The following is a 25,523-nucleotide window of genomic DNA, read 5'->3' as shown; positions in this document are numbered from 1 at the left end:
GCTGTGATCATTCCGCTGCTCATGCTCGGCGTCATGCTGGCCATGGGCCGCTACGAGGAGCTCCTGCTCCCCAAAGAGCCGGGCGAGGCTACTTCTTCGCCCGTCCCGGCAGGAACTCCTGCATCTTTGCCTTGAATCCCTGCTTGACCATGGAGCCGCGGTCCGCGTCACCCTTGAGGATCGACGCGGCCGTGGCCTCCATCTGGTCCCAGGTGGCGTGCGGCGGCACCGGCGGGACCGCGGGGTCGGTGAGGAACTCGATCACGGCCGGACCGTCCGCCTCCAGACCGGCCCGCCAGGCGGCCTCCACGTCCTCCGGCTTCTCCACCCGGATCCCGGTCAGCCCCAGCGAACGGGCGAAGGCGGCGTACTGCACGTCCGGGAGCTCCTGCGAGGGCAGGAAGGACGGGGCGCCCCCCATGGCCCGCATCTCCCAGGTGACCTGGTTGAGGTCCTGGTTGTTCCAGATGCCGATCACCAGCCGCGGATCCTGCCACTGATCGCGGTACTTCGCCGCCGTGATCAGCTCCGCCATCCCGTTCATCTGCATCGCCCCGTCCCCGACCAGCGCGATCGCGGGCCGGTCCGGATGCGCGAACTTCGCGCCGATGGCGTACGGCACCGCGCAGCCCATGGTGGCGAGCGTGCCGGACAGCGAGCCGCGCATGCCGGGCCGCATCGTCAGATGCCGGGCGTACCAGTTCGCCATCGAGCCCGCGTCGGAGGTGACGATGGCGTCGGCCGGCAGCAGCGGGTCCAGGGCATGGGCGACGTACTCCGGGTTGATCGGGTCCGCCGACAGCTTCGCCCGCCGCTCCAGCACGTCCCGCCAGCGCGTCACGTTGTCGCACACGGTGTCCAACCACTCCCGCCCGCGCGCCGGATCGATCATCGGGATCAGGCGTTCCAGGGTGGCCCGCGCGTCGCCGACGAGATTCACCTCGTACGGATAGCGCATCCCGACCATGTGCGGGTCGATGTCGATCTGCACGCCCCGCGCCTCGCCGAAGTCCGGCAGGAACTGGGAGTACGGGAAGGAGGACCCGATGGTCAGCAGCGTGTCGCAGTCCCGCATCAGCTCGTACGACGGCCGCGTGCCCAGCAGGCCGATGGAGCCGGTGACGTACGGGAGCTCATCGCTCAGCACGTCCTTGCCGAGCAGCGCCTTGGCGACACCCGCGCCGAGCACCTCGGCCAGCCGCTCCACCTCGGCCCGCGCCCCGGCGGCGCCCTGGCCGACCAGGATCGCCACCTTGTCACCGGTGTTGAGGATCTCGGCGGCCCGCTCGATCGACTCCTGCGAGGGGAGCGCCGTCCAGGAACTGCGGTCCAGGCTGGACGGCACCATCTTGAACTCGTGCGTGGGCGGTTCGTAGTCCAGCTCCTGGACGTCGCCGGGGATGATGACCGCGGTCGGGCAGCGCCGGGCGTACGCGGTGCGGATCGCCCGGTCCAGCACGTTCGGCAGCTGCTCGGGGACCGTCACCGTCTCCACGAAGTCCGAGGCCACGTCCTTGAACAGGGTGTGCAGATCGACTTCCTGCTGGTACGAGCCGCCCATCGCCGTGCGATGCGTCTGACCGACGATCGCCACCACCGGGACATGGTCCAGCTTGGCGTCGTACAGGCCGTTCAGCACATGGATCGCACCCGGCCCGGAGGTCGCCACGCACACCCCGAGACGGCCGCTGAACTTCGCGTACCCGACGGCCTGGAGCGCCGACATCTCCTCGTGCCGGGACTGGATGAAACGCGGCTGGTTCTCCGCCCGCCCCCAGGCCGCGAGCAGGCCGTTGATGCCGTCACCGGGATAGCCGAAGACATGCTCGACCCCCCACTCGCGCAACCGCTGAAGTACGTGATCGGAGACCTTGGTGCTCATACGGGGACCTCCCGGCCGGGACGAAGGGGCAGCATCCCTACGAGTCACCCTGGGCGTCCGCCGAAAACCTGAGCCGGTGTTTGCGGGACAGGGGCACGGGCAGGCGCACCCCCAGTGCTTCGGACAGGAGGCACATCCGTGGGAGCGGCGGATCGTCGACACGGCTGCGTACCGTCCGGTTCTGCTGCGCGCTCCCATGCTGACCGTCCAACCCAGAGCACAGACGAGGGAGTTGCGACGCATATGCCCACACGAGTGAGCGCGAAGCACCACCCGCACGACGACGCCCCCGACACCGCGGAGGCGTTCCGCACGCTCAGCACGCTGCCGGCGGGTCCGGAGCGCGACGCGCTCCGTGGGCGGATCGTCGAGGCCTGGCTGCCGATGGCGGACCGGCTCGCGGGACGGTTCCGCAGCCGTGGCGAGAGCTACGAGGATCTGCGTCAGGTCGCGGCCCTCGGCCTGGTCAAGGCCGTCGACCGGTACGACCCCGAGCGCGGCAACGCGTTCGAGAGCTACGCCGTGCCGACCATCACCGGCGAGATCAAGCGGCACTTCCGCGACCACATGTGGACGCTGCACGTGCCGCGCCGGGTGCAGGACCTGCGCAACCGGGTGCGCTTCGCCGTGCAGGACCTGCAGACCGTCTCCGGGCGCACCCCCTCGGTGGCCGAGATCGCGGAACACGCGGACATGAGCGAGGCCGACGTCCGGGCCGGTCTCGAGGCGCTGGAGAGCTTCACGGCGCTGTCCCTGGACGCGGAGCTGCCCGGCAGCGAGGACGGGTACTCCCTGAGCGACGCGCTCGGCTCGGCGGATCCCGCCCTGGACACGGTGGTGGACCGGGAGGCCGTGAAGCCGCGGCTCGCCGCACTGCCGGAGCGGGAGCGCGCGATTTTGTACATGCGGTTCTTCGGGGACATGACGCAGAGCCGGATCGCCGAGGAGCTGGGCATCTCGCAGATGCACGTGTCCCGGCTGATCAGCCGGTGCTGCGGACGCGTCCGGGAGCAGATCCTCCGGGACGCGGCCTAGATCTTCCGGCGGGTGAAGCTTTCCCCCGGTTTTCACCCGCACGGCCGCCTCGCGTCCCGCGAACGGCGGACGCCGCGCGCGGCCGGGCCCCGGGCGGGCTGTGATGGCTGCGGGACACGTGTCTGCGTGTCCCGCAGCCGTCCGCGCGAGGAGCCCGCACCATGCGCCGCAGAGTCCGTGTCCTGTCCGCCCTCGCCCTGGGGGGTGTCCTCCTGGGCTTCGCCGCCTCCTCGGCCTTCGCGGAACCGGCCGCGGAGATCAGCCCGGCCGCCGCGCATCCCGGCGGGAGCATCACCGTCTCGGTCACCTGCGACCCCACCGGCGGCCCCGCGCCCGCCACCCTCGACGCCACCTCGCTGGCCTTCGAGGAGGAGACCGTCGCCCTGCACAAGGTCACCGGCGACGACGGGGCCGCCTACCGCGGCACCGCCCGGATCGCCTCCGCCGAGGAACTCGAAGGCGGTGTCGAACCGCTGGGCCCCGACACCGCCTGGACCGTCGAGGGAACCTGCCCCGCGGCCCCCGGCGGCCAGGGCAAGCAGTGGAGCGCGACCTTCACCGTCGCCAAGGGCGGCCCCACCGCCCCGCGGCCGTGCCCCACCGGGCACCACACCCCGTCCTGCCCGCCGGCGGTCACCACCCCTCACCCGTGCGTGACCGGCGGACACCGCGCGTCCTGCCCGCCCGCGGTCGTCCAGCGCGGGGTACGCGCCGGCGAGGGCGGTACGTTCACCGACTCCGTCCCCGCCCTGGTGGCCGGCGGCGTGCTGATCGCGGGAGCAGTGGGCGGTGCCGTGTACCGGCTGCGCCGCACGGGAAGAGGTGCCGACAGCTGATCTCGTACCGTGTACGTACCAGGAGGGAGTCCATGTGGCGCGGAGCGTTCCCGAGAGCCACGGCCCCGTCCGGTACGGGCCGCCGCTGCCCGGGGACGGGCTGCCCGTGCTGCCCGAGCTGTCCGCCGAGCTCGCCGCTGCCGCCGCCCGCCCGGAGAGCGAACCCGTCGGAGGCGGCGGGGCCCTGCTCGACGCCGCCTGCGGCCACTGGGACCGGCGTGGTCTGCCCGCCGTGCCCGACCGGGTGGTCGCCGCCCCCGGCGCCCCCGCCCTGCTGCTCGCGCTGACCGCCGCGCTCGGCGGTGACGTCCTGGTGCCCCGGCCCTGCGCGGCCTGGTGGGGGCCGTACGCCCGCCTGCTGGGACGACCCGTCTTCCATGTCGCCACCCCGGCCGAGTGCGGCGGGGTGCCCGACCCGTACGCCCTGCTGGAGACCGTGCGCCGGGTCCGCGCCGAGGGCGGTGACCCCCGGCTGCTGGTGCTGTCCGTCGCCGACGACCCCACCGCCACCGTGGCGCCGCCCGAGCTGCTGCACGAGACCGTCGAGGCCGCCGCGGGCGAGGGCCTGCACCTGGTCAGCGACGAGACCTGGCGCGACACCCGGCACCTCCCGTACGACACCGTGCTGCTCAGCCCCGCCGAGATGCTGCCGGAACGGGTCACCGTCGTCACCGATCTGGCCGGAGCCCTGCTGCCGCCCGGCTGGCCGGCCGCGATCGCCCGGTTCCCCTCGGACGAGGTCGGCGCGGACCTGCACGCGCGCGTGCTCGACGTGCTCACCGCGATGGGCGCCCGCGTCGCCGGTCCGGTCGCCGCCGCGGCCGGATACGCGCTGACCGAACCCGAACCGGTCCTCGTCCGCCGGGCGGCCGCCGTGGCCCTGCACACGCACCTGGCCGCCGCCCTGCACGCGGCCGTCGTCGGGGCGGGAGCCCTCGCCCTCCCCCCGCAGTCCGGCCGCCACCTCTACGTCGACCTCGGCCCGCTGCGCCCCGCGCTGAGCGCCCACGGCGTCGGGGACGCCCAGGACCTGGAGGACTTCCTGACCGACCGGCTCGGTCTGCCCGCGCCGGGCGGCCACCGTTTCGGCGACGACCTCGGGGCACCGCGCGTACGGCTGTCCACCGGGGACCTGCTGGGCGCCACGGACGAGGAACGCGCGGCCTGCCTCGGATCCCCCGCGCCCTGGGAACTGCCGCACGTGCGACGGGCGTTGAGTCATGTGACATCGGTCTTCGACGATCTCCGCGACGACGCCCGGCGAGGGGAGCCCGCTCGATGACGCAGCAGTCCGAGACCACCCGGGAAAAAGAAGGGGCAGCCGAGCGGGAAAGGGCAGCCGAGCGGGAGAAGGCAGTCGAGCGGGAAAGGGCGGCCGGGCCGGAAGAGGCAGCCGGGCCGGAAGGGGCAGGCGGTCACCCTGCCTCCACGGCACCGTTTCCGCCGCTCGCCGAGCCCCGCCCGCTGGGCGAGCCCCGGGTGTGGCCGCGTTCCTTCCACGACCGGCTGACCGCCCCGCTGCCCGGCCTGAAGGCCATGGCCCGGTTCGCCCGCGAGGGCGCCGTCCGCCCCGGCCGCGAGGGCCTCGCCGACCTCCCGCTGCTGCCCTTCGAACCCGGCCCGCTGCCGAGCGTCGACGCCCGCACGGTCGCCGTCTCCTGGGCCGGACACGCCAGTTGGGTGGTCCGGACAGGCGGACTCACCGTCCTCACCGACCCGGTCTGGTCCCGCCGCATCATCGGCACCCCCGCCCGGATCACCCCGGTCGGCATCGACTGGGACGCCCTGCCGCGCGTGGACGCGGTCGTCATCAGCCACAACCACTACGACCATCTGGACGCCCCCACCCTGCGCCGGCTCCCGCGCGACACACCGGTGTTCGCGCCGGCCGGCCTCGCCCGCTGGTTCCACCGCCGCCGCTTCACCCGCGTCACCGAACTGGACTGGTGGGAGGCGGCCGAACTGGACGGCGTGCGCTTCGACTTCGTCCCGGCCCACCACTGGTCCAAGCGCAGCCTCACCGACACCTGCCGCAGTCTGTGGGGCGGCTGGGTCCTCACGGCCCCGGACGGCCGGCGCGTGTACTTCGCGGGCGACACCGGCTATGGCCACTGGTTCGCCCGCATCGGCCAACGCCACCCCGGAATCGACCTCGCCCTGATGCCGATCGGCGCCTACGACCCGCGCTGGTGGCTCAGCGACGTCCACTGCGACCCGGAGGAAGCGGTACGGGCCGTACAGGACCTGGGGGCGCGCAGGATGGCCCCCATGCACTGGGGCACGTTCGTCCTGTCCGCGGAGCCGGTCCTGGAGCCGCTCACCAGGGTGCGGGCGGCGTGGGCGGCGGCGGGGCTGCCCAGGGAGGACCTGTGGGACCTGCCCGTCGGGGCGTCCCGGGTACTGGAGGACGAGTGACCGGCGGCGGGTGACCTCACCCGGCGGCCCGAAGGCGCCGCCAGACAGTGGGCGCCGCACTGACGGCCAGCGTCAGCGCCACCGCCGCGACGACCCCCTCCCAGGGCTCCGGGAACAGCGACCCGCCCAGAATCCCGATCAGCTGATACGTCACGGCCCACGCCAGGCACGCCGGGAAGTTCCCCCGGGCGAACCTCCGCATCGGCCACTTCGCGACCAGACAGGCGAGCATCACCGGAAGCCGCCCCGCCGGAACCAGCCGGGACAGCACCAGCACCGCCACCCCGTGCTCGGCCAGCTTCGTCTGCGCCTGCTCCAGACGCTCCTCCGGCGCCCGCGACCGTATCGCCTCCAGCCACCGCGACCCGTTCTTCGACTTCATCCCCCGCCGCCCGAGCCAGTACAGCGTGGCATCCCCCAGGAACGCGGCCAGGGACGCCGTGACGAACACCATCGCCAGCGCGAAGGGCGCCGTCTGATGGAACGCCACCACCGCGGCCGTACTCACCAGCGCCCCCGTCGGCACGACCGGCACCAGCGCGCCGAGCAGCACCAGCACGAACAGCGTCGGATAGCCGATCGCCTGCTGCGTGGACTCGGCCGACACCGTCGACGACACGGTGGCGAGCCAGGTCACGCGGTCACCCCCAGCCGTACGCTCTCGCCGTGCCCGAGCCGGTGCACGGCGACCTCCGGCGCGCGCTTCGCGGCGAGCCGGACGAACTCGTGGCCGGGCGAGTGGAACTCGTGGGGGCGCACGGCGTCCATGCCGATCGGCCAGTACGTGCCGTAGTGCACCGGCACGGCACTGCGGGGCGCCAGCCGCGCCAGTGCCTCCGCCGCGCGCCCCGGGTCCAGATGGCTCTCGCCGAGATACGGGCCCCAGCCGCCCACCGGCAGCAGCGCCGCGTCCACCGGCCCGACCTCCTCGGCCATCTCGTCGAACAGGGCGGTGTCCCCGGCGAAGTAGGTGCGCGCCTCGCCCTCGACGACGAAACCGAGAGCGGGGGAGTGGCGGCGCCCGACCGGCAGCCGGCGGCCGTCGTGCCGGGCGGGCACGACGCGCACCCGCACCGCGCCCACCTGCGCCACATCCCCGGGCGCCACCTCGGTGACCCGCAGATGCGTGAGCCGGCGCAGTCCCGGCACGGCCCGTGGTGCGCCCCGGGGCACGAGCAGGCGCGTGCCCTCCGCGAGCCGCGCCAGGGAGGGAACATGCAGGTGGTCGGCGTGCAGATGGGAGACGAGCGCGACGTCCGCGCGCCAGGCGCCGGGCGCCGGGAGCGCGCCCCGGCGCCGGCGCAGATGCGCGAGCCGGCGTGCGAACAAAGGGTCGGTGAGGACGCGTACGTCCGAGTCGGCGACCGTGCAGGTGGCGTGACCCCACCAGGTGATCTCCACGGACACCTCTTTGCCTCCTTCGCGCGACTCCCCGAAGCCTACGGGCAGGAGTAGTGTCGGCGCCTGAAACCCGGAGGTGAGGGGGACCCCATGGGACCGGTGCGGGTCACGGCGATCGCGAGTCTGACGCCGCTGGAGGAACTGGACGCCGACCCCTTTCTGGTGGACTCCCGCAGCCAGCACGCCATCTGCGCGCGGTGGGCGGCGGAGCGGGGCTACACGGTCAGCCGGGAGCTGCTGGTCCGCAAGCTGCGGCCGGACCACCTGGTGCTGTGGGACGGGGTGCGGCCCGGCGTCGACCTGTTCGTGGTGCCCAGCCGCCGGGTGCTGGAGAGCGCGCTGTCCTCCGCCGAGGAGTTCACCGCGGAGTGCGCGCGGCGCGGGGTGCGGGTGGAGACCGTGGGCTGCGAGGAGCCGCGGTACGACTCCCGGATGAAGGCCCAGGTGCACCGGCGGCTGTCGCTGCCGACCGCGGGGTACGACGGCCGCTAGCGACGGCGCCCTGCTCCCGCGCGTCCATATGACAAGGTGGAGGGCAGGCCCGCCGGTGCCGGGCCGGGACGTGAGGTGTGCGGGGAGTGCTGGGGCGGCGTTGGCGGCGGGTCGCCAGTCAGATCGGGCGCAGCGTCGCGGTGTGGGCGGTGTCGACGCTCACCCTGCTGGTGCTCGCCGGGATCCTGCCGGACTTCCAGCTCCAGTCCCCCCGCGGCGACAGCTCGACCCGGATCGCCGTCACCGCCGCGTTCGGCGCCGGCGCCTTCGGTGTGCTGTCCGCCCTGGTCTGGCCGCTCCTGGTCCGGTTGCTGCTGCTGGTGCCCGCGCTCGTCCTCGGCCTGCTGGTCTTCTTCCTCAACGGCGCCCTCCTGCTGGTCGCCCTGCGGCTGAACCCCGCCGAGCGCGGCGGCGCCGCCTGGGAGACCGCCGTGGTGGTCGCCGCCGTGATGTCCGCGGTCGCCTCCGCCACCGGCGCCGCCCTCGCCGTACGGGACGACGACGCCTACCGGCGCCGGCTGTACCGCCTGGCCGACCGCCGGCGCGGCACCGGGCCGCCCTGTCCGTCCACTCCGGGCACCGTCTTCCTGCAGCTCGACGGGGTCGGTCACGACGTGCTGCGGGACGCCGTCCGCAAGGGGCTGATGCCGACCCTGGCCCGCTGGACCGGCGGGGACCGCCCCACCCACCGGCTCACCCCCTGGCGCACCGACTGGTCCAGCCAGACCGGCGCCAGCCAGCTCGGCATCATGCACGGCAGCAACCACGACGTCCCGGCCTTCCGCTGGTACGAGAAGGACAGCGGGGAGGTGATGGTCTGCAACCGCCCGACCAGCGCCGCCGAACTCCAGCGCCGTGCCGTGCGGCACAGCGGCGACGGCGGGCTGCTCACCGTCGACGGCGCCAGCCGCGGCAACCTGTTCAGTGGCGGCGCCGAGGAGCAGGCCCTGGTGCTGTCCATCGCGACCATGCGCCGCAGCCGCGAGAACCGCTCCCGCGCGGGCTACTTCGCCTACTTCTCCGACCCGGCCAACGCGGTGCGCACCGCCCTGTCGTTCGTCGCCGAGGTCGGCCGGGAGATCGGCCAGTCCACCCGGGCCCGGCTGCGCAAGACCCGCCCGCGGGTCTCCCGCGGCGGCCTCTACCCCTTCGTCCGGGCCTTCGCGACCGTCGTCGAACGGGACGTCGTGGTCGCCGCGGTGATGGGCGACATGCTCGCCGGGCGCACCGCCGTCTACGCCGACCTCGTCGCCTACGACGAGGTGGCCCACCACTCGGGACCGGCGAGCCGGGACGCCGAGAAGGTCCTCGAACGCCTCGACCGGGCGCTGGAGCTCATCGAGAAGGTCGCCGAGCACGCCCCCCGGCCGTACCGGATCGTGGTGCTGTCGGACCACGGGCAGAGCCCCGGCGAGACCTTCCGCGCCCGCTACGGCCTCACCCTCGGCGACCTGGTGCGGGCCGGCTGCGGGCTGCCCGTGCCGCGCCGGGCCCGCCGCACCCACAGCGATGCCGAGGCCCGTACCGCCGTGCGCGCCGCGCTGCGCATCCCCGTCGAGGAGCGCGGCGAGAAGGACCGCCCGGCCCGCCGCTCGGAGCCGATCGTGCTGGCCTCGGGCAACCTCGGCCTGATCTCCTTCCCGGACGTCCCCCACCGGATGACCAAGGAGGAGATCGACGCCCGCCACCCCGCGCTGCTGACCACGCTCGCCAACCACCCCGGCATCGGCTTCCTGCTGGTGCGCAGCGAGCGGCACGGCGGGGTCGTGCTCGGCCCGTTCGGCACCGAGATCCCGCTGGACCGCCTCGACCAGGACCCCGGCCCGCTCGCCCCCTTCGGGCCCGGCGCCGCGGACGCCGTGCGGCGCACCCACTCCTTCCCGCACACCGCCGACATCATGGTCAACTCCATGTACGACCCCGCCGACGGCGAAGTCCTCGCCTTCGAGGAGCAGATCGGCTCGCACGGCGGACTCGGCGGCGCCCAGGGCCGGGCCTTCCTGCTCTCGCCGCTCGTCCTGTCCGCGCCGGCCGAGGACGGGGCGGACCTCGTCGGCGCCGAGCACATCCACCGGGTGCTGCGCCGCTGGCTGGACGAGGCGGGCGGGCCCCAAGTGCCGCTGGAGCGGCCGGCGGAGGAGCGGGCGGCCTGAGAACCGGGGCGGCCTGAAAACCGGGTGCGTCACCAGGGCCGTACGCCCACACTGTTCGCAGTCGACATCGCTCGAACACCCTGAGGAGTCCTGCTTTGCAGGCTGCCGTCACCGTCACCCCCGCCCGCCTTCCCGAACTCCTCCTCGGCCTCGCCACCGTGCGGCCCGTGTTCGTCTGGGGTGCCCCCGGCATCGGAAAGTCCTCCCTGGTGAGGGACTTCGCCGCCTCGCTCGGGCTGGAGTGCGTCAGCCTGCTCGGCACCCAGCTCGCGCCCGAGGACCTGATCGGGGTGCCGCAGATCAAGGACGGGCGGTCGGTGTTCTGCCCGCCGGAGACGATCGCCCGCGACGAGCCGTACTGCCTGTTCCTGGACGAGCTGAACGCGGCCGGCCCCGATGTGCAGAAGGCGTTCTACTCGCTGATCCTGGACCGCCGGATCGGCAGCTACGAGCTGCCCGAGGGGTCGATCGTCATCGGGGCCGGCAACCGCGCCACCGACAACGCGCTCGCCCGCCCGATCGCCTCCGCGCTGATCAACCGCCTCACCCATGTCCATCTGGCGGCCTCCCCGAAGGACTGGCTGGTCTGGGCCGGGGAGAACGGCGTGCACCCCTGGGTGGTGGACCACCTCACCGACCGGCCCGACCAGCTGTGGTCCAAGCCGCCCAAGACCGAGGAGCCGTTCTCCACGCCCCGGTCCTGGCACATGCTCTCCGACGCGCTGCACTCCTTCGGACGGGACCTGGACGAGGAGACTCTGAAGGTCCTCGCGCACGGCACGCTGACGCCCGCCCACGCGACCGCGTTCTGCGGCTACGTCAAGATCGTCCGCAGCCGGTTCGGCATCGAGGCGATCATCAAGGGCGAGGCCCGCTGGCCGAACCGCCCGGAGGACCGCGACCTGCTCTACTACCTCGCCGACTCCTTCCGCGGCCGGCTGGTCAAGGAACTGCCCGCCGGCAAGGAGCACATGTCGGCGAGCGGCCGCCAGACCGCCTACCGCGCCAAGTCGCTGCTGGTGCAGCTCGCGGAGATCTCCGTCGAGGTCGCCCAGACCGTCATCGCCTCCGACGCGGACGGCAACCCCGTGCTGCCCTCGTGGTTCCTCGTCGAGGCGGCCCGGGACATGCCGCGGCTGGTGGAGGCCCGCCGGTGAGCCGTCAGCGGCCGAAGAAGCGGGACCTGGCCGCGGAAGCCCTCGCCGAGGGGATGCGGCTGGTGAAGGCCAACCCGGCGCTGGCAGCGGTGGAGTTCGACCTGTGCCGCCAGGAGGACTGCGCGCTGGCCCCGCGCGAGGGGCTGGTGCGCGTCACCTCCTCCGCCACCCTGCACGTCCACCCCGACCTCCCCCACGCTCGAACAGACTCGCGCGGGGGGACCCCCATGGCCGCGCCGGCCGCGTGGGCCTGGGCGCTCGCCCACGCGATCCTGCACCTCGGCTTCGGCCATGTCCCGGCGGCCCAGGGCGTCCGCGAGCAGCCCGACGCCTGCGACCTCGCCGCCCGCTGTGTCGTCGTCAACCGCTTCCTGCTCGGCTTCCCCGTCGGCGAGACCCCCGAGGAGCTGCCCGCCGCCTACCCCGACGGCGACGAGGAACAGCTCGCCGCGCGCTGGCGCCGCACCGGCCTGCCGGCCGCCTACGAGCGCTGCGGCACCGCGGGCGGCGAGCCGGACCTGCGCCTGGTGGAGTGGCACGGCTGGTACGGGCAGCCGCCCGACCACCAGCTGGCCTTCGCGACCGCGCTGACCCGGACGGTGTCCGCGGCGATGGACGTGGCGGGCGGCCGCCGCGAGAGCCTGGACGGCGAATCGGCCCGGCAGCGCCCCTGGCAGCGCGCCCTGAGCTGGTTCATCGCCTCCTACCCGCTGCTCGCCGGGATCGCCTCCGGCATCAGGCTGGTCGCCGACGCCGAACTCGCCCGCGCCCACGGCATCTCCGTCGCCGCGGTGAACGCCGAGGCGGGCGAGATCTACGTCAACCCGCTCCGCTCCCTCGACGACGAGGAGTGGCGGTTCGTGCTCGCCCACGAGATGCTGCACGCCGCCCTGCGCCACGGCGACCGCTGCGGCGCCCGCGACCCCTATCTCTTCAACATCGCCTGCGACTACGTCGTCAACGGCTGGCTCAAGGAGATGGACGTCGGCACGATGCCCGAGGGCCTGCTGTACGACGCCGGGCTCACGGGACTGTCCGCCGAGGAGGTCTACGACCGCATCGCCGGCGATCTGCGCCGGATGCGGCGCCTGGCCACCCTGCGCGGCAAGGGCGTCGGCGACATCCTCGGCGCGCCGCTGTGTCCGCCGGGCGACTTCGTCGACCTCGACGAGTTCTACCGGCGCGGCTTGTACCAGGGCCTGGATCTGCACCAGCGCCAGGAGCGCGGCTTCCTGCCCGGCGGCCTGGTCGAGGAGATCCGCGCCCTGAGTCATCCGCCGCTGCCCTGGGACGCGCAACTGGCCCGCTGGTTCGACGAGTTCGTGCCCCGCCCCGAGCCGGTACGGACGTACGCCCGCCCGGCGCGCCGGCAGGCCGCCACGCCCGGCATCCCGCGCGCGGGACGCCGGTTCCCGCCCGAGGAGATCGCCCGCTGCACCTTCGGCGTGGTCCTGGACACCTCCGGCTCCATGAACCGCGTCCTGCTCGGCAAGGCGCTCGGTGCCATCGCCTCCTACGCCGAGGCCCGGGACGTCCCGGCCGCGCGGGTGGTGTTCTGCGACACGGCCCCGCACGACGCGGGCTATCTGCCGGTCACGGAGATCGCCGGGCGGGTGCGGGTGCACGGCCGGGGCGGCACGGTCCTCCAGCCGGGCATCGATCTGCTGCACCGCGCCGACGACTTCCCGCCCGGCGCGCCGGTCCTGGTGATCACGGACGGCTGGTGCGATGTGCTCAGGGTGCGGCGCGAGCACGCCTATCTGATTCCGCAGGGTGCCCGGCTGCCGTTCTCCGCAGGCGGGCCGGTCTTCCGGGTGAGCTGAGCCGGAATGTGATCGGATAGTGCTCACGGACCCCGAACACGGGACCTCACTGAAGGGATTCATCGTGGCAACCACGCGCTCCGCACACACCGTGTGGGAAGGCAACCTGTTCCAGGGCAACGGCGTCGTGACCTTCGACTCCTCCGGCAGCATCGCCGCGCAGCCGGTGTCGTGGCCGTCGCGCGCCGAGGAGGCGAACGGCAAGACCAGCCCCGAGGAGCTGATCGCGGCGGCGCACTCCAGCTGCTACTGCATGGCCTTCTCCAACGGCCTGGACAAGGCGGGCACTCCGCCCACCAAGCTCGTCACCTCCGCGGACGTGACCTTCCAGCCCGGCCAGGGCATCACCGGCATCCACCTCACCGTCGAGGGCACGGTGCCCGGCATCAGCGAGGAGGACTTCCTGGCCGCCGCCGAGGACGCCAAGGCCAACTGCCCGGTCAGCCAGGCCCTCAAGGCCGTCCCGATCACGCTGTCCGCGAAGCTCGCCTGAGCGTCGGGGAGCAGGGTTCGCGCAGGCCGCCCGCCGGGGTGGCCTGCGCGACGTCGGTTCGGGGTATGACATGGACGCCGATGAGTCGGAAGGACCGCGATGGTGACGGGAACCGCAGGCGGCGGGACGGTGCTCGACTCCGCCACCCGGGAACTGACCCGCGTTCTGCTGCTGTTCAGCCTCGGCTGCCGGGTCCGCCCGCCCGACCCCGCCCCGGACACCCTCGTCGACCGCTTCCCCTTCGGCCGGTTCCGGCCGCACCTGGAGTCCGGCGAGGCGGTGCTGCCGGTACCGGTACTGGCCGAGACGACGGCCCCGGGTGATCTGAGGCTGCCCGGCGGCGACCACGGTCTGACCCTGGCCCGCGTCGACCTGCTCGTCGTCGCCACCCCGCGCGGGGACGCCACGCTGCTGCTGGACTGCGAGTTCGCCGGAGACACCGAGGCGCTCGCCGTCGCCTCCTGGCTCGCCACCACCTGCTTCGAGCGCGACCGTCTTCGGCTCGGCGGCCGGCCGCTGCTGGAGGTGCTGAGGGAACGCCTGGGCCTGCGGGAGCCGGTCACCTTCGGCCTCAACGTCCACCAACTCGTCTACCCGGGCGGACGGTTACGCGAGGACGTGCTCTCCCACGCCGACGACACCCACCGGGCCGCGCTGCTGAACAGGATCATCTACCGCGGCATGATGCCCGCCGAGGCCGCCGACCGGCTCGCGGTCAGCGTGCCGCCCAACCTCACCAACCACGGCGTCACGCTCACCGCCCACGGCCGCGGGGTCTCCGTCCAGGCCGGCTGGGCCGTCCATGTGGAGAACGGCCTCGCCGTCGTCGCGCTCGGCATGATCTCCGCGCTGGCGGTGCTCCAGCGCACCCGGCTCGCGGCCTTCGCGATGATGAAGCAGAACGAACAGGCCCTCACCGACTCGGCGTCCGAGGTCCGCACCCTGATCTCCCGCCTCTCCGACGGCGTGAACGAGCTCCAGCTGGACCTCGCCTTCGGTGTCGAGGCGTACGTCGACAGCCTGCTGATCCCGGAGATGCTCACGGAGGGTTTCCAGTCGTCGCTGCGCGACACCCTCGGCATCCGCGACAGCCTCGACAACTCCGCCCGCATGGTCGAGCGGCTCACCTCCGTCATCAGCGCCCGCTCGGCCGCCCTGGACGCCGCCCTCGCGGAACGGGACGAGCGGCAGAACCGGGTCGTCTCCGCGCTGGTCGCGGCGGCCACCCTGATCGCCCTGCCGCCGACCCTGCTGCTGGCCTTCTTCGGCGTGAACGCCACCGACGTCGACGAGGGCCGCTCCATCCTCGACCTCGGCCGGTACGGCACCGCGTACGCGCTGGCCTGGCTGCCCTTCGTCGTGCTGGCCGTGCTCGGCTACCTGCTGCTGCGCAGGGTCGGCAGACGGCCCGGCACGCTGCTGCCCGCCTCCGACCCGCCGACCGCTCCGGTGCCCGCACCGCGTACCTCTCCCGGGAGTTGACCGATCATGCCGCGACGACCCGCCGTCTCCGCCCACCGCGGCGGCTGTGAACGCGCCGGTGCCGCCACCTGGGAGGCGTACGAGGACGCGCTGCTCAGCGGCGCGGAGTACGTCGAGTTCGACATCCGGCGGACCGCGGACGGCGTCCTCGTCGTCTACCACGACGCCCGCGCCTGCCACACCGGGCCGCTCCTGTCGACGATCACCCACGCGGAGCTCAGCGAGCGGGCCGGGTACGCGGTGCCGGTCGTCGACGAGGTGATGGAACTGATCGCCGGGAAGCTCGTCGGCCACCTGGATCTCAAGGAGGTCGGCTACGAGCGCGAGGTGATCGACCGGGCCGTCGCCCTGCTCGGCGAGGACGGCTTCGTCGCCACCACCCTGGAGGACCGTTCCGTCGCCGCGATCTCCCGGGCCTTCCCCCGGGCGCGCACCGCCCTCTCGCTGGGCCGCGACCGGGACGAGATCGGCTGGGCGCGGCTCCCCGGGACCCGGCTCAGCGAGTTGCTGCCGATGCGGCGGGTGCGGGCCTGCGGGGCCGGCGGGGTCGCGGTGCACCAGCGGCTGGCCCGTGCCCGGGTGCTCAGGGAGGCGACCCGCAACGGCCTGTTCACCATGGTGTGGACGGTCAACGACGACGCCCTGATGCGGACCTTCCTCGGCCACCCGCGCGTGGACGTGCTGATCACCGACCGGCCGCGGCGGGCCGTGGCCCTGCGCGGCGAGCCCCGGGAACCGGAGCGGGTGACCGGCTGAGCCCGCGCCGGGGTACCCGCACCATTGACAAGAGCGCACTCAAGTTTTGTGCTGGAGTTCGGGGAAGTGCCCTGGCGGAAGGGGACAGCGATGGGACGTGCGGTCGGTATCGATCTCGGGACCACGAACTCGGTGGTGGCCGTGCTGGAGGGCGGCGAAGCCACGGTCGTCGCCAACGCGGAGGGGGCCAGGACCACACCCTCGGTCGTGGCCTTCGCCAAGAACGGCGAGGTGCTCGTCGGTGAGGTGGCCAAACGGCAGGCGGTGACCAACGTCGAACGGACCGCCCGCTCGGTCAAGCGCTGGATGGGGGACGGCGGCTGGCGCTTCCCGCAGGAGGGCTCGGTCGACGGCACCCGCTACCGCGCGCAGGAGCTGTCGGCCCGGGTGCTGCAGAAGCTGAAGCGGGACGCCGAGTCCTATCTCGGCGAGGACGTCACCGACGCCGTGATCACGGTCCCCGCCTACTTCGACGACGCCCAGCGGCAGGCGACCAAGGAGGCCGGTGAGATCGCGGGCCTGAACGTGCTGCGGATCATCAACGAGCCGACCGCGGCCGCCCTCGCCTACGGCCTGGACCGCGGCGAGGAGCAGACCGTCCTCGTCTTCGACCTCGGCGGCGGCACCTTCGACGTCTCCCTGCTGGAGATCGGCGACGGCGTCATCGAGGTCAAGGCCACCAACGGCGACACCCACCTCGGCGGCGACGACTGGGACCAGCGGGTCGTCGAGCACCTGGTGAAGAAGTTCAAGGGGCAGTACGGCGTCGACCTGGGCAACGACAAGATGGCCCTGCAACGGCTGCGCGAGGGCGCCGAGAAGGCCAAGATCGAGCTGTCCAGCTCCTCGGAGACCACGATCAACCTGCCCTACATCACGGCCTCCGCCGAAGGGCCGCTGCACCTCGACGAGAAGCTGACCCGCGCCCAGTTCCAGGAGCTCACCGCCGATCTCCTGGACCGCTGCAAGACGCCGTTCCACCAGGCGGTCAAGGACGCCGGGATCAAGCTCGCCGCGGTCGACCACGTGATCCTCGTCGGCGGCTCGACCCGGATGCCGGCCGTGACGGAGCTGGTGAAGGAGCTGACCGGCAAGGACCCGCACAAGGGCGTCAACCCCGACGAGGTCGTGGCGGTCGGCGCCGCCTTGCAGGCGGGGGTGATCCGCGGCGACGTCAAGGACGTGCTGCTGCTCGACGTGACCCCGCTGTCCCTGGGCATCGAGACCAAGGGCGGCATCATGACGAAGCTGATCGAGCGCAGCACCACGATCCCGACCCGGCGTTCGGAGATCTTCACCACCGCCGCCGACAACCAGCCCTCCGTCGGCATCCAGGTCTACCAGGGCGAACGCGAGATCGCGGCCTACAACAAGAAGCTCGGCGTCTTCGACCTGACGGGACTGCCGCCCGCGCCCCGGGGGGTGCCGCAGATCGAGGTCGCCTTCGACATCGACGCCAACGGCATCATGCACGTCTCCGCCAAGGACCTGGCCACCGGCCGCGAGCAGAAGATGACGGTCACCGGTGGCTCGGCCCTGCCCAAGGAGGACATCGACCGCATGATGCGGGACGCCGAGCAGTACGCGGAGGAGGACCGCAAGCGCCGCGAGACCGCCGAGACCCGCAACCAGGCCGAGCAGCTCGTCTACCAGACGGAGAAGTTCGTCCGGGAGAACGAGGACAAGGTGCCCGCCGACACCCGCTCCGAGGTGGAGTCCGCGCTCACCGAGCTGAAGGCGCTCCTGGAACGCGAGCCCGACACCGCCGAGTTGCGCAGCGGTGTCGAGAAACTCGCCACCGTCAGCCAGAAGATGGGGCAGGCGATGTACGCGCAGGCCGATTCGGAGCCCACCGCCGGGCACACCGCACCTCAGGAGGACGAGGGCGTGGTGGACGCGGAGATCGTCGACGACGAGAAGGACGAGAAGGACCAGAAGGACCAGAAGGGAGGGGCCGCCTAGCGGTCAGCGGCGGGTCGTCTCCCAGCCCCGCCGCTCCGGTCGCGGGCCGAGCTGCTTCGGGTCCCGGCTGCGGTACACCACGTACGGCCGGAACAGATACTGCACCGGCGCGCTGAACATGTGCACCAGCCGGGTGTACGGCACCAGCGCGATCAGGACCATGCCGATCACCGCGTGGACCTGGTACAGCACCGGCACGCCCGCCATCGCACCGGTGTCCGGACCGAGCGTGAACAGGCTGCGGGCCCACGGGGCGAGGGAGTGCCGGTAGTCGTATCCGTCGCCGGAGGAGTGGGCCAGCTTGGCGGCCATGCCCAGCACGATCGCCGCGACGAGCACCAGGTACATCAGCTTGTCGTTGGCGGTCGTGGCGCGGAACACCGGCGCCCGGGTGCGGCGGCGGTAGACCAGCAGCGCGATCCCGGCGACGGTGACGACACCGGCCGCGGTGCCGCCGTAGAGGGAGAACAGGTGGTAGGCGTGCTCGCTCACGCCCAGGGCGGCGGTCCACGACTCCGGGACGAACAGGCCGACGAGATGGCCGACGAGGACGAAGAGGATGCCGTAGTGGAAGGCGGGCGAGGCGATGTCGAGCAGCTTCGACTCGTACACCTGGGAGGAGCGGGTGGTCCAGCCGAACCTGTCGTAGCGGTGGCGCCAGAACAGTCCGGCGACGAGCAGGACGAGGACGACGTACGGCAGGACGCCCCACAGGAACAGTGTCATCGGCGTGTCCCCGTGGGCGTGGTCGGCAGCGTGGCGCACACGGCGTCCAGGACGGAGGCGTACGGCGTGCCGAAGTCGGTGAGCCGGGAGCGGAGCTGCTCCAGGGCGTCGCGGTGTTCGAGGAGCAGGTCGAGGTTGCCGGTGCGGGCCGCGAACTCCAGTACCGCGGGCAGGAAGTCGGGCAGTTCCTCGCCGCTGAACTCCAGGCCGTGCTCGCGGTAGAGGTCCTTGAAGCGCACCAGCGACATCCCGCGCCGCCGGGTGTCCCCGTCCCGCCACCAGCTCAGGTACAGGCTGTGCCGGTTCTTGAAGTCGAAGACCTGCACATAGTGCGCGGCCAGCTCCTGAGCGTCGGTCACCGCCGCGTGGTCGGTGAACTCCCGCAGCTGGGGCGCGGCTTCGCGCAGCAGCGGAAGCCGGGCGCGGAAGTCGTCGTCGGGATAGGTCAGGCAGAGGGCAGCCGCCTGGTAGAGCACCGCGTCCGAGGGCATCAGGTCTCCTCCGCGTCGTCCGAGGTCTGGCGTCTGCGCAGCAGGTGGAAGTTCTCCACCGACACCAGGGGCAGCAGCCGGCGGCCCGAATCCTGGCCGAACGGCCCGTCGCCGCCCATGCCGGGCCCGCCGTCGTGGTCGAGGGAGCAGTCCTGCGGCAGCGCGGACTCCTCCAGGCGCCGCGCGTCACCGACGGCGGCGGTCGGAATCACGTACCGGTCCTCGTACTTGGCGATGGCCAGCAGGCGGTACATCTTCTCGATCTCCTCCGGTCGCATCCCGACGGCGGCCGGCACCGCCGGGTCCGGGTCCTCGCCGAGGTTCAGCGCCCGCATGTGGGAGCGCATCGCGGCGAGCTTCTCCAGCGAGGCCCGCACCGGCGCGGTGTCCCCGGCGGTGAAGAGCTCCGCGCAGTACTCCAGCGGGATCCGGAGGGTGTCGATGGCGCCGAACAGGTTGTCCGCGTCCTCGCCGTCGTGGCCCGTCTCCGTCAGCGCGTCCACCACCGGTGACAGCGGCGGGATGTACCAGACCATCGGCATCGTGCGGTACTCCGGGTGCAGCGGGAGGGCCACCCGGTAGGTGCTGATCAGCGCGTGCACGGGGGAGCGGCGGGCGGCCTCCAGCCAGTCGTACGGGATCCCCGCCTCCTCGGCCGCCCGCCGCACCTGCTCGTCCTCGGGGTCGAGGAAGACGCCCAACTGCGCCTCGTACAAAGCTTTCTCGTCCCGCACGGACGCGGCGGCCGTCACCTTGTCGGCGTCGTAGAGCACGACCCCGAGATAGCGCAGCCGGCCCACGCACGTCTCCGAGCAGACCGTCGGCAGCCCGGCCTCCAGGCGCGGGTAGCACAGGGTGCACTTCTCGGCCTTGCCGGTGCGGTGGTTGAAGTAGACCTTCTTGTACGGGCATCCCGTCACGCACATCCGCCAGCCCCGGCAGCCGTCCTGGTCGACCAGGACGATGCCGTCCTCCGCCCGCTTGTACATCGCGCCGGACGGACAGGCCGCCACGCACGCCGGGTTCAGGCAGTGCTCGCAGATGCGCGGCAGATAGAACATGAAGGTCTGCTCGAACTCGAAGCGCACCTTGTCGGCGACCTGCTGCCGGGTGCGTTCCACCATCGGGTCCAGGTCGCCGTAGGCGGGGGCGCCCGCGAGGTTGTCGTCCCAGTTCGAGGACCACTCGATCTTCATCGGCTTGCCGTCGAGCTGGGAGACCGGGCGGGCCACGGGGTAGTCGTCGCCGAGCGGGGCGTCGGTGAGGTTCCTGTACTCGTACGTCCAGGGCTCGTAGTAGTCCTTGATCTCCGGGAGCTTGGGGTTGGTGAAGATCCCGGCCAGCGTGCGCAGCCGCCCGCCCGACTTCAGTCTCAGCGCGCCCCGCCGGTTCAGCTCCCAGCCGCCGCGCCAGCGCTCCTGGTCCTCGTAGCGGCGTGGATAGCCCTGTCCGGGGCGGGTCTCGACGTTGTTGAACCAGACGTACTCCATGCCCTGCCGGTTGGTCCACGTCTGTTTGCAGGTGACCGAGCAGGTGTGGCAGCCGATGCACTTGTCGAGGTTCATCACCATGGCGATCTGGGCCATCGGGCGCATCAGTACTCGACCTCCTGCCCGCGGCGGCGGATCACCGTCACCTCGTCGCGCTGGTTGCCCGTCGGGCCCAGGTAGTTGAACGCCCACGACAACTGGGCGTAGCCGCCGATCAGATGGGTCGGCTTGAGGATCAGCCGGGTGAGCGAGTTGTGGATGCCGCCGCGCCGGCCGGTCGTCTCCGCGGTGGGGACGGCGATCGTGCGCTCCTGGGCGTGGTGCATGTACACCGTGCCGGCCGGCATCCGGTGCGAGACGACCGCCCGCGCGACGACGACGCCGTTGCGGTTGACCGCCTCGATCCAGTCGTTGTCGGCGACCCCGATCGCCTCCGCGTCCTGCGGGGACATCCAGATGTTCTGGCCGCCGCGGGAGAGCGCCAGCATGAACAGGTTGTCCTGGTACTCGGAGTGGATGGACCACTTGTTGTGCGGGGTGAGGTAGCGGACCGTCACCTCGTGGGTGCCGTCCGGACCCGGACGCGGTTCCCCGAACAGCCGGTGCATGTCCAGCGGCGGCCGGTACACGGGCAGCGCCTCGCCCAGCTCATGGATCCAGTCGTGGTCCAGGAAGAAGTGCTGCCGCCCGGTGAGGGTGTGCCAGGGCTTGAGGTGTTCGGTGTTGAGCGTGAACGCCGTGTAGCGGCGCCCGCCCGATTCGCTGCCCGACCACTCCGGCGAGGTGATGACCGGCACGGGCGCGGCCTGGGTGTCGGCGTACGTGACGCGCTTGCCCTCGTGCTCGGCGGCGAGGTGGGCCATCGGCTGCCCGGTGCGGGCCTCCAGGGTGCGGAAGCCCTGGGTGGCGAGGCGGCCGTTGGTGGTGCCGGAGAGGGCGAGGATGGTGTTGGCGGCCTTCACCGCGGTGTCGAGGCGGGGGCGGCCCTCGAAGCCGGTGCCGTTGAGCCGCCGCAGGTGCTCGACCTCCTCGTCCGGCCGCAGGGCGATTCCCTTGGCGGGCAGCCCCAGTTGCTCGACGAGCGGGCCGAGCGCCGCGAACTTCGCGCCGATCTTGGTGTAGTCGCGCTCGACGACGGCCAGGTGCGGCATCGTCCGGCCGGGCACGGGGTCGCACTCGCCGCGCTTCCAGTCCCGTACCACCCCGCCCGGCTGGGCGATCTCGCCCGGGGTGTCGTGCTGCAGCGGTGAGGCGACGAGATCCTTGCGCACGCCGAGGTGGCCGGCGGCCAGCTCGCTCAGCTTCTCCGCCAGCGCCTTGAAGGTGTCGAAGTCGGTGCGCGCCTGCCAGGGCGGGTCGACCGCCGGGGTGAACGCGTGCACATAGGGGTGCATGTCCGTGCTGGACAGGTCGTGCTTCTCGTACCAGGTCGCGGCCGGGAGGACGACGTCGGACAGGAGCGTGGAGGAGGTCTGCCGGAAGTCCAGCGACAGCAGCAGGTCGAGCTTGCCCTCGGGCGCCTCGTCCCGCCAGGTCACCTCGCGCGGCCGCTCCCCGGGCCGGGCCTCCTCGGCGCGCAGCGAGGAGTGCGTGCCCAGCAGGTGCTTGGTGAAGTACTCGGCGCCCTTGGCCGACGAGCCCAGCAGGTTGGCCCGCCACAGCGTCAGTACGCGCGGCCAGTTCTCCGGCGCGTCCGGGTCCTCGCAGGCGAACTTCAGGGTGCCCGCCCGCAGTTCGGCGACCGTCCTGGCCACCGGATCGCCGAACGCCTCACCCAGCTCCAGCGGATTGCGGTCGAAGGTCGGGTACGACGGCATCCAGCCCGCCCGCGCGGACAGCGCGAGACAGTCCGCGCCCGTCATCCCCGCCAGCCGGCCCGCACCCAGCGGCGAGGTGAGCGCGTCGGCGGTGAACCGGTCGTAGCGCCACTGGTCGGTGTGGAGGAACCAGTACGCCGTGCCGATCATCTGCCGCGGCGGGCGGGACCAGTCGGAACCGGCCGCGAGGGTGGCCCAGCCGGTCACCGGGCGGCACTTCTCCTGGCCGACGTAGTGCGCCCAGCCGCCGCCGTTGCGGCCCTGGCAGCCGGTGAGCTGGAGCAGCGCCAGAAAGGCGCGGTAGATCGTCTCGGAGTGGAACCAGTGGTTCGTCCCGGCGCCCATGAGGATCATGCAGCGGCCCTTGGAGCGCTCGGCGGTACGCGCGAACTCCCGGGCGATCTTCACGCACTTGGCCGCCGGGACGGAGGTGTGGGCTTCCTGCCAGGCGGGGGTGCCGGGCGCGTCCGCGTCGTCGTAGGAGGCGGGCCAGCTGCCGGGCAGACCGGGGCGGGAGACGCCGTACTGGGCGAGCAGGAGGTCGTGGACGGTGGTGACCAGCGGGCCGTCGGCGCCGCCGAGACGGATCGCCGGGACGCCCCGGCGCAGCACGTCCCCGGAGCCCCGCGCGGTGTCGAAGCGGGGGAGCAGCACCTCGACCCCGGCCGCGACGGACTGGCCGTACAGGCTCAACCGCGGCACGACGTCGCCGAGTTCCAGATTCCAGTCGCCCTTGCCGGAGTCGGTCCAGCGGAAGCCCAGGGAGCCCTTCGGGACGACCGCGCGGCCGGTGACCTCGTCGAGGACGACCGTCTTCCACTCGGCTCCCTCACCGTCCTCGCCGAGGTCACCGGCGCGCAGGAACTTGCCGGGGACGTGGGCGCCGTCGCGTTCGGTGAGCGTGACGAGGAAGGGCAGGTCGGTGAACTGCCGTACGTAGTCCGCGAAGAAGGGTGTCTCGCGGTCGACGAAGAACTCCTTGAGGACGACATGGCCCATCGCGAGGGCCAGCGCGCCGTCCGTGCCGGGGTGCGGGTGCAGCCACTCGTCGGCGAACTTGGCGTTGTCGGCGTAGTCGGGGGCGACCACCACGACCTTCTGGCCGCGATAGCGGGCCTCCGCCATCCAGTGCGCGTCCGGGGTGCGGGTGACCGGGACGTTCGAGCCCCACATCATCAGATAGGCCGCGTCCCACCAGTCGCCGGACTCCGGTACGTCGGTCTGGTCGCCGAAGACCTGCGGGGAGGCCACCGGCAGGTCGGCGTACCAGTCGTAGAACGACAGCATCGGGGCGCCGATCAGGGAGTGGTAGCGGGCGCCCGCCGCGTGCGACACCATCGACATCGCGGGAATGGGGGAGAATCCGGCGATGCGGTCGGGGCCGTGGGTCTTGATGGTGTGGACCTGGGCGGCGGCGACGATCTCCACCGCCTCGTCCCAACTCGCCCGCACCAGACCGCCCTTGCCACGGGCCCGCTGGTAGCGGCGGCGGCGCTCGGGGTCGCCCTGGAGGTCGGCCCAGGCGAGCACGGGGTCGTGCAGGCGCTGCTTCGCCTCCCGGTACAGCTCCAGCAGCACGCCTCTGACGTACGGGTAGCGGACCCGGGTGGGGGAGTAGGTGTACCAGGAGAAGGCGGCGCCGCGGGGACAGCCCCGGGGCTCGTACTCGGGGCGGTCGGGGCCGACGCTCGGGTAGTCCGTCTCCTGGGTCTCCCAGGTGATGATGCCGTCCTTGACGTACACCTTCCAGCGGCACGAGCCGGTGCAGTTCACGCCGTGCGTGGAGTTCACGACCTTGTCGTGGCTCCAGCGGTCCCGGTAGAAGACGTCCGCCTCCCGGCCGCCCGTGATCCGGACACTGTGCAGGTCCGGCGCGGCCGTGCCGGACCGGAAGAACCGGCCGGCCCGCAGCAGGGCCGCACCGGGCTCGGTGGGCGGTACCCGGGTGTCGGTCACCTGCGCTCCCTTGCTTGCCCGTGGTTTTCGAACCTAGGCCGGAGCGGGAAAGCGCACCCGCTGACGGCACCCGTACGGGTCAGGCGGTGCGGGCGGTGCGGGCGGACGGGAAGCCGGGAGGGCTCAGAAGTCCGCGCGGCGGTCGCGGAGGAGCTTCTTGGTGCGGTCGGCGGTGGCGGCGCTGGTGGACATGTGGTCCAGCACCTCCAGGTGCGCCGCGACCTCGGTGCGCGAGTCCAGGTACAGGGCGCCGGTCAGGTACTCGGTGAACACCATGTCGGGCAGCTCGGGCTCGGCGAAGCGGAACAGGGTGAAGGGGGCGTAGGTGCCGGGGTGCGGGCCCCGGGCGAACTCGGCGAGCTGCAGGGTGACCCGGTCGCGCTCGGCGAACTCCAGCAGCTTGTCCAGCTGCGCGCGCATCACCGAGGGGTGGTCGCTCACCGGCCGCCGCAGCACCGTCTCGTCCATGATCACCCACAGGTGGGGGCGGTCCGGGCTCTCCAGCAGGCGCTGGCGCTCCATGCGCAGGGCCACATGCCGCTCGATCGCCGCGGGCCCGGTCTGGCCGATGGTGCCCGCCTCCAGCACCCCGCGCGCGTAGTCCTCGGTCTGCAGCAGGCCCGGCACGAAGTGCGGCTCGTAGGAGCGGATGAGCCGCGCCGCGCCCTCCAGGCTCACGTACAGGCTGAACCAGTCCGGCAGGACGTCGTGGTACCGCTGCCACCAGCCCGGCTGGTTCGCCTCCTCGGCCAGCGAGACGAAGGCGGCCGCCTCCTCCTCGGGCACCCCGTAGGTGTCGAGCAGCACCTGCACGTACGGGATCTTCAGGGAGACCTCGGCCATCTCCATCCGCCGTACGGTCGCCGAGGCCACCCGCAGGACCTTCGCGGCCTCCTCGCGCTTGAGTCCGGCCGCCTCCCGAAGCTCCTGCAACCGTTTGCCGAGCACCACTTGCCCCACGGTCGGCGCAGGCCGCCGCTCACTCACGCCACGCCTCCCCTACGCGCCGAAGTACCCGTGCAGTGTGCCACGTTCCGCTTCCGCTCTCACCGGTTCGGCGGTGAGGCACTCACCACTGCCCGGAACCCCATTACCCGCGAGGTAATCGACCCCGTTCCCCGGGCGCGGGATCGTAGGGGTCACCGGGCTCCGGATC

General features: G+C 72.5%; 20 protein-coding genes. 12 read left to right on the top strand and 8 right to left on the bottom strand.

What is annotated here, in order from left to right; all coding sequences use genetic code 11:
* Nucleotides 1–88: 88 nt before the first annotated feature.
* The gene (locus ACWD1Z_RS06125) at nt 89–1,882 is read right to left on the bottom strand and encodes a thiamine pyrophosphate-requiring protein (protein ID WP_451115951.1); all 1,794 of its coding nucleotides are present in this window, start codon (nt 1,880–1,882) and stop codon (nt 89–91) included.
* A 243-nt stretch (nt 1,883–2,125) separates the two neighbouring features.
* Between ACWD1Z_RS06125 and ACWD1Z_RS06120 the strand changes: the two genes are divergently transcribed.
* The 4 genes from ACWD1Z_RS06120 to ACWD1Z_RS06105 all read left to right on the top strand — a co-directional run bounded on the left by ACWD1Z_RS06120 (nt 2,126) and on the right by ACWD1Z_RS06105 (nt 6,168).
* Nucleotides 2,126–2,917 carry an RNA polymerase sigma factor SigF gene (locus tag ACWD1Z_RS06120; protein ID WP_451115950.1) on the top strand — a complete coding sequence of 264 codons (792 nt, stop codon included), beginning with the start codon at nt 2,126–2,128 and terminating at the stop codon, nt 2,915–2,917.
* A 161-nt stretch (nt 2,918–3,078) separates the two neighbouring features.
* The gene (locus tag ACWD1Z_RS06115; RefSeq protein ID WP_451115948.1) at nt 3,079–3,753 is read left to right on the top strand and encodes a hypothetical protein; all 675 of its coding nucleotides are present in this window, start codon (nt 3,079–3,081) and stop codon (nt 3,751–3,753) included.
* Between the two features lie 34 nt (nt 3,754–3,787).
* Nucleotides 3,788–5,035, top strand: coding sequence for an aminotransferase class I/II-fold pyridoxal phosphate-dependent enzyme (locus ACWD1Z_RS06110; protein ID WP_451115947.1), 1,248 nt, complete (start codon nt 3,788–3,790; stop codon nt 5,033–5,035).
* A complete protein-coding gene (locus ACWD1Z_RS06105; RefSeq protein ID WP_451115945.1) occupies nt 5,032–6,168 on the top strand; it encodes an MBL fold metallo-hydrolase in 1,137 nt (378 codons plus the stop codon). The genes ACWD1Z_RS06110 and ACWD1Z_RS06105 overlap by 4 nt, the downstream gene beginning before the upstream one ends.
* 16 nt (nt 6,169–6,184) lie before the next feature.
* Here ACWD1Z_RS06105 and ACWD1Z_RS06100 read toward each other — a convergent pair whose 3' ends face one another.
* Both ACWD1Z_RS06100 and ACWD1Z_RS06095 read right to left on the bottom strand, forming a co-directional pair.
* The gene (locus tag ACWD1Z_RS06100) at nt 6,185–6,805 is read right to left on the bottom strand and encodes a DedA family protein (RefSeq protein ID WP_451115943.1); all 621 of its coding nucleotides are present in this window, start codon (nt 6,803–6,805) and stop codon (nt 6,185–6,187) included.
* A complete protein-coding gene (locus ACWD1Z_RS06095; protein WP_451115941.1) occupies nt 6,802–7,575 on the bottom strand; it encodes an MBL fold metallo-hydrolase in 774 nt (257 codons plus the stop codon). Before ACWD1Z_RS06095 ends, ACWD1Z_RS06100 begins: the two co-directional genes overlap by 4 nt.
* Before the next feature lie 84 nt (nt 7,576–7,659).
* On the opposite strand from ACWD1Z_RS06095, the gene ACWD1Z_RS06090 reads away from it, so the two are divergent.
* The 8 genes from ACWD1Z_RS06090 to dnaK all read left to right on the top strand — a co-directional run bounded on the left by ACWD1Z_RS06090 (nt 7,660) and on the right by dnaK (nt 17,887).
* The gene (locus ACWD1Z_RS06090; protein WP_389420783.1) at nt 7,660–8,061 is read left to right on the top strand and encodes a hypothetical protein; all 402 of its coding nucleotides are present in this window, start codon (nt 7,660–7,662) and stop codon (nt 8,059–8,061) included.
* Between the two features lie 86 nt (nt 8,062–8,147).
* Complete coding sequence (locus tag ACWD1Z_RS06085) at nt 8,148–10,214, top strand: alkaline phosphatase family protein (protein ID WP_451115939.1); 2,067 nt, start codon at nt 8,148–8,150, stop codon at nt 10,212–10,214.
* Nucleotides 10,215–10,309: 95 nt separating this feature from the next.
* Nucleotides 10,310–11,371 (top strand): ATP-binding protein, encoded by a 1,062-nt coding sequence (locus ACWD1Z_RS06080; protein ID WP_389420785.1) that lies wholly within the window; start codon nt 10,310–10,312, stop codon nt 11,369–11,371.
* A 53-nt stretch (nt 11,372–11,424) separates the two neighbouring features.
* Nucleotides 11,425–13,194 (top strand): vWA domain-containing protein, encoded by a 1,770-nt coding sequence (locus ACWD1Z_RS06075; protein ID WP_451116337.1) that lies wholly within the window; start codon nt 11,425–11,427, stop codon nt 13,192–13,194.
* Between the two features lie 64 nt (nt 13,195–13,258).
* Complete coding sequence (locus tag ACWD1Z_RS06070; RefSeq protein WP_351981101.1) at nt 13,259–13,687, top strand: OsmC family protein; 429 nt, start codon at nt 13,259–13,261, stop codon at nt 13,685–13,687.
* 99 nt (nt 13,688–13,786) lie between these two features.
* The gene (locus ACWD1Z_RS06065) at nt 13,787–15,169 is read left to right on the top strand and encodes a CorA family divalent cation transporter (protein ID WP_451115937.1); all 1,383 of its coding nucleotides are present in this window, start codon (nt 13,787–13,789) and stop codon (nt 15,167–15,169) included.
* A gap of 6 nt (nt 15,170–15,175) precedes the next feature.
* Nucleotides 15,176–15,925, top strand: coding sequence for a glycerophosphodiester phosphodiesterase family protein (locus tag ACWD1Z_RS06060; RefSeq protein WP_451115935.1), 750 nt, complete (start codon nt 15,176–15,178; stop codon nt 15,923–15,925).
* A 90-nt stretch (nt 15,926–16,015) separates the two neighbouring features.
* Nucleotides 16,016–17,887 carry a molecular chaperone DnaK gene (gene dnaK, locus ACWD1Z_RS06055; RefSeq protein WP_451115934.1) on the top strand — a complete coding sequence of 624 codons (1,872 nt, stop codon included), beginning with the start codon at nt 16,016–16,018 and terminating at the stop codon, nt 17,885–17,887.
* A 3-nt stretch (nt 17,888–17,890) separates the two neighbouring features.
* On the opposite strand, the gene narI is transcribed toward dnaK, so the two are convergent.
* From narI to ACWD1Z_RS06030, 5 genes are all read right to left on the bottom strand, one after another.
* Nucleotides 17,891–18,613: a respiratory nitrate reductase subunit gamma gene (gene narI, locus ACWD1Z_RS06050; protein ID WP_451115932.1), complete on the bottom strand. Its 723-nt coding sequence runs from the start codon at nt 18,611–18,613 to the stop codon at nt 17,891–17,893.
* Nucleotides 18,610–19,104 carry a nitrate reductase molybdenum cofactor assembly chaperone gene (narJ, locus tag ACWD1Z_RS06045; RefSeq protein WP_451115931.1) on the bottom strand — a complete coding sequence of 165 codons (495 nt, stop codon included), beginning with the start codon at nt 19,102–19,104 and terminating at the stop codon, nt 18,610–18,612. The genes narI and narJ overlap by 4 nt, the downstream gene beginning before the upstream one ends.
* Nucleotides 19,104–20,699 (bottom strand): nitrate reductase subunit beta, encoded by a 1,596-nt coding sequence (gene narH, locus ACWD1Z_RS06040; RefSeq protein ID WP_451115929.1) that lies wholly within the window; start codon nt 20,697–20,699, stop codon nt 19,104–19,106. The genes narJ and narH overlap by 1 nt, the downstream gene beginning before the upstream one ends.
* On the bottom strand, nt 20,699–24,367 hold the full coding sequence (locus ACWD1Z_RS06035; protein WP_451115928.1) for a nitrate reductase subunit alpha: 3,669 nt from the start codon (nt 24,365–24,367) through the stop codon (nt 20,699–20,701). Before ACWD1Z_RS06035 ends, narH begins: the two co-directional genes overlap by 1 nt.
* Before the next feature lie 123 nt (nt 24,368–24,490).
* The gene (locus ACWD1Z_RS06030; RefSeq protein ID WP_451115926.1) at nt 24,491–25,354 is read right to left on the bottom strand and encodes a helix-turn-helix domain-containing protein; all 864 of its coding nucleotides are present in this window, start codon (nt 25,352–25,354) and stop codon (nt 24,491–24,493) included.
* Nucleotides 25,355–25,523: the final 169 nt, after the last annotated feature.

Source organism: Streptomyces sp. NPDC002784, from assembly GCF_053592135.1.
Note: the sequence above shows the minus strand (reverse complement) of the source record. Positions and strands in the feature narration are given on the sequence as shown.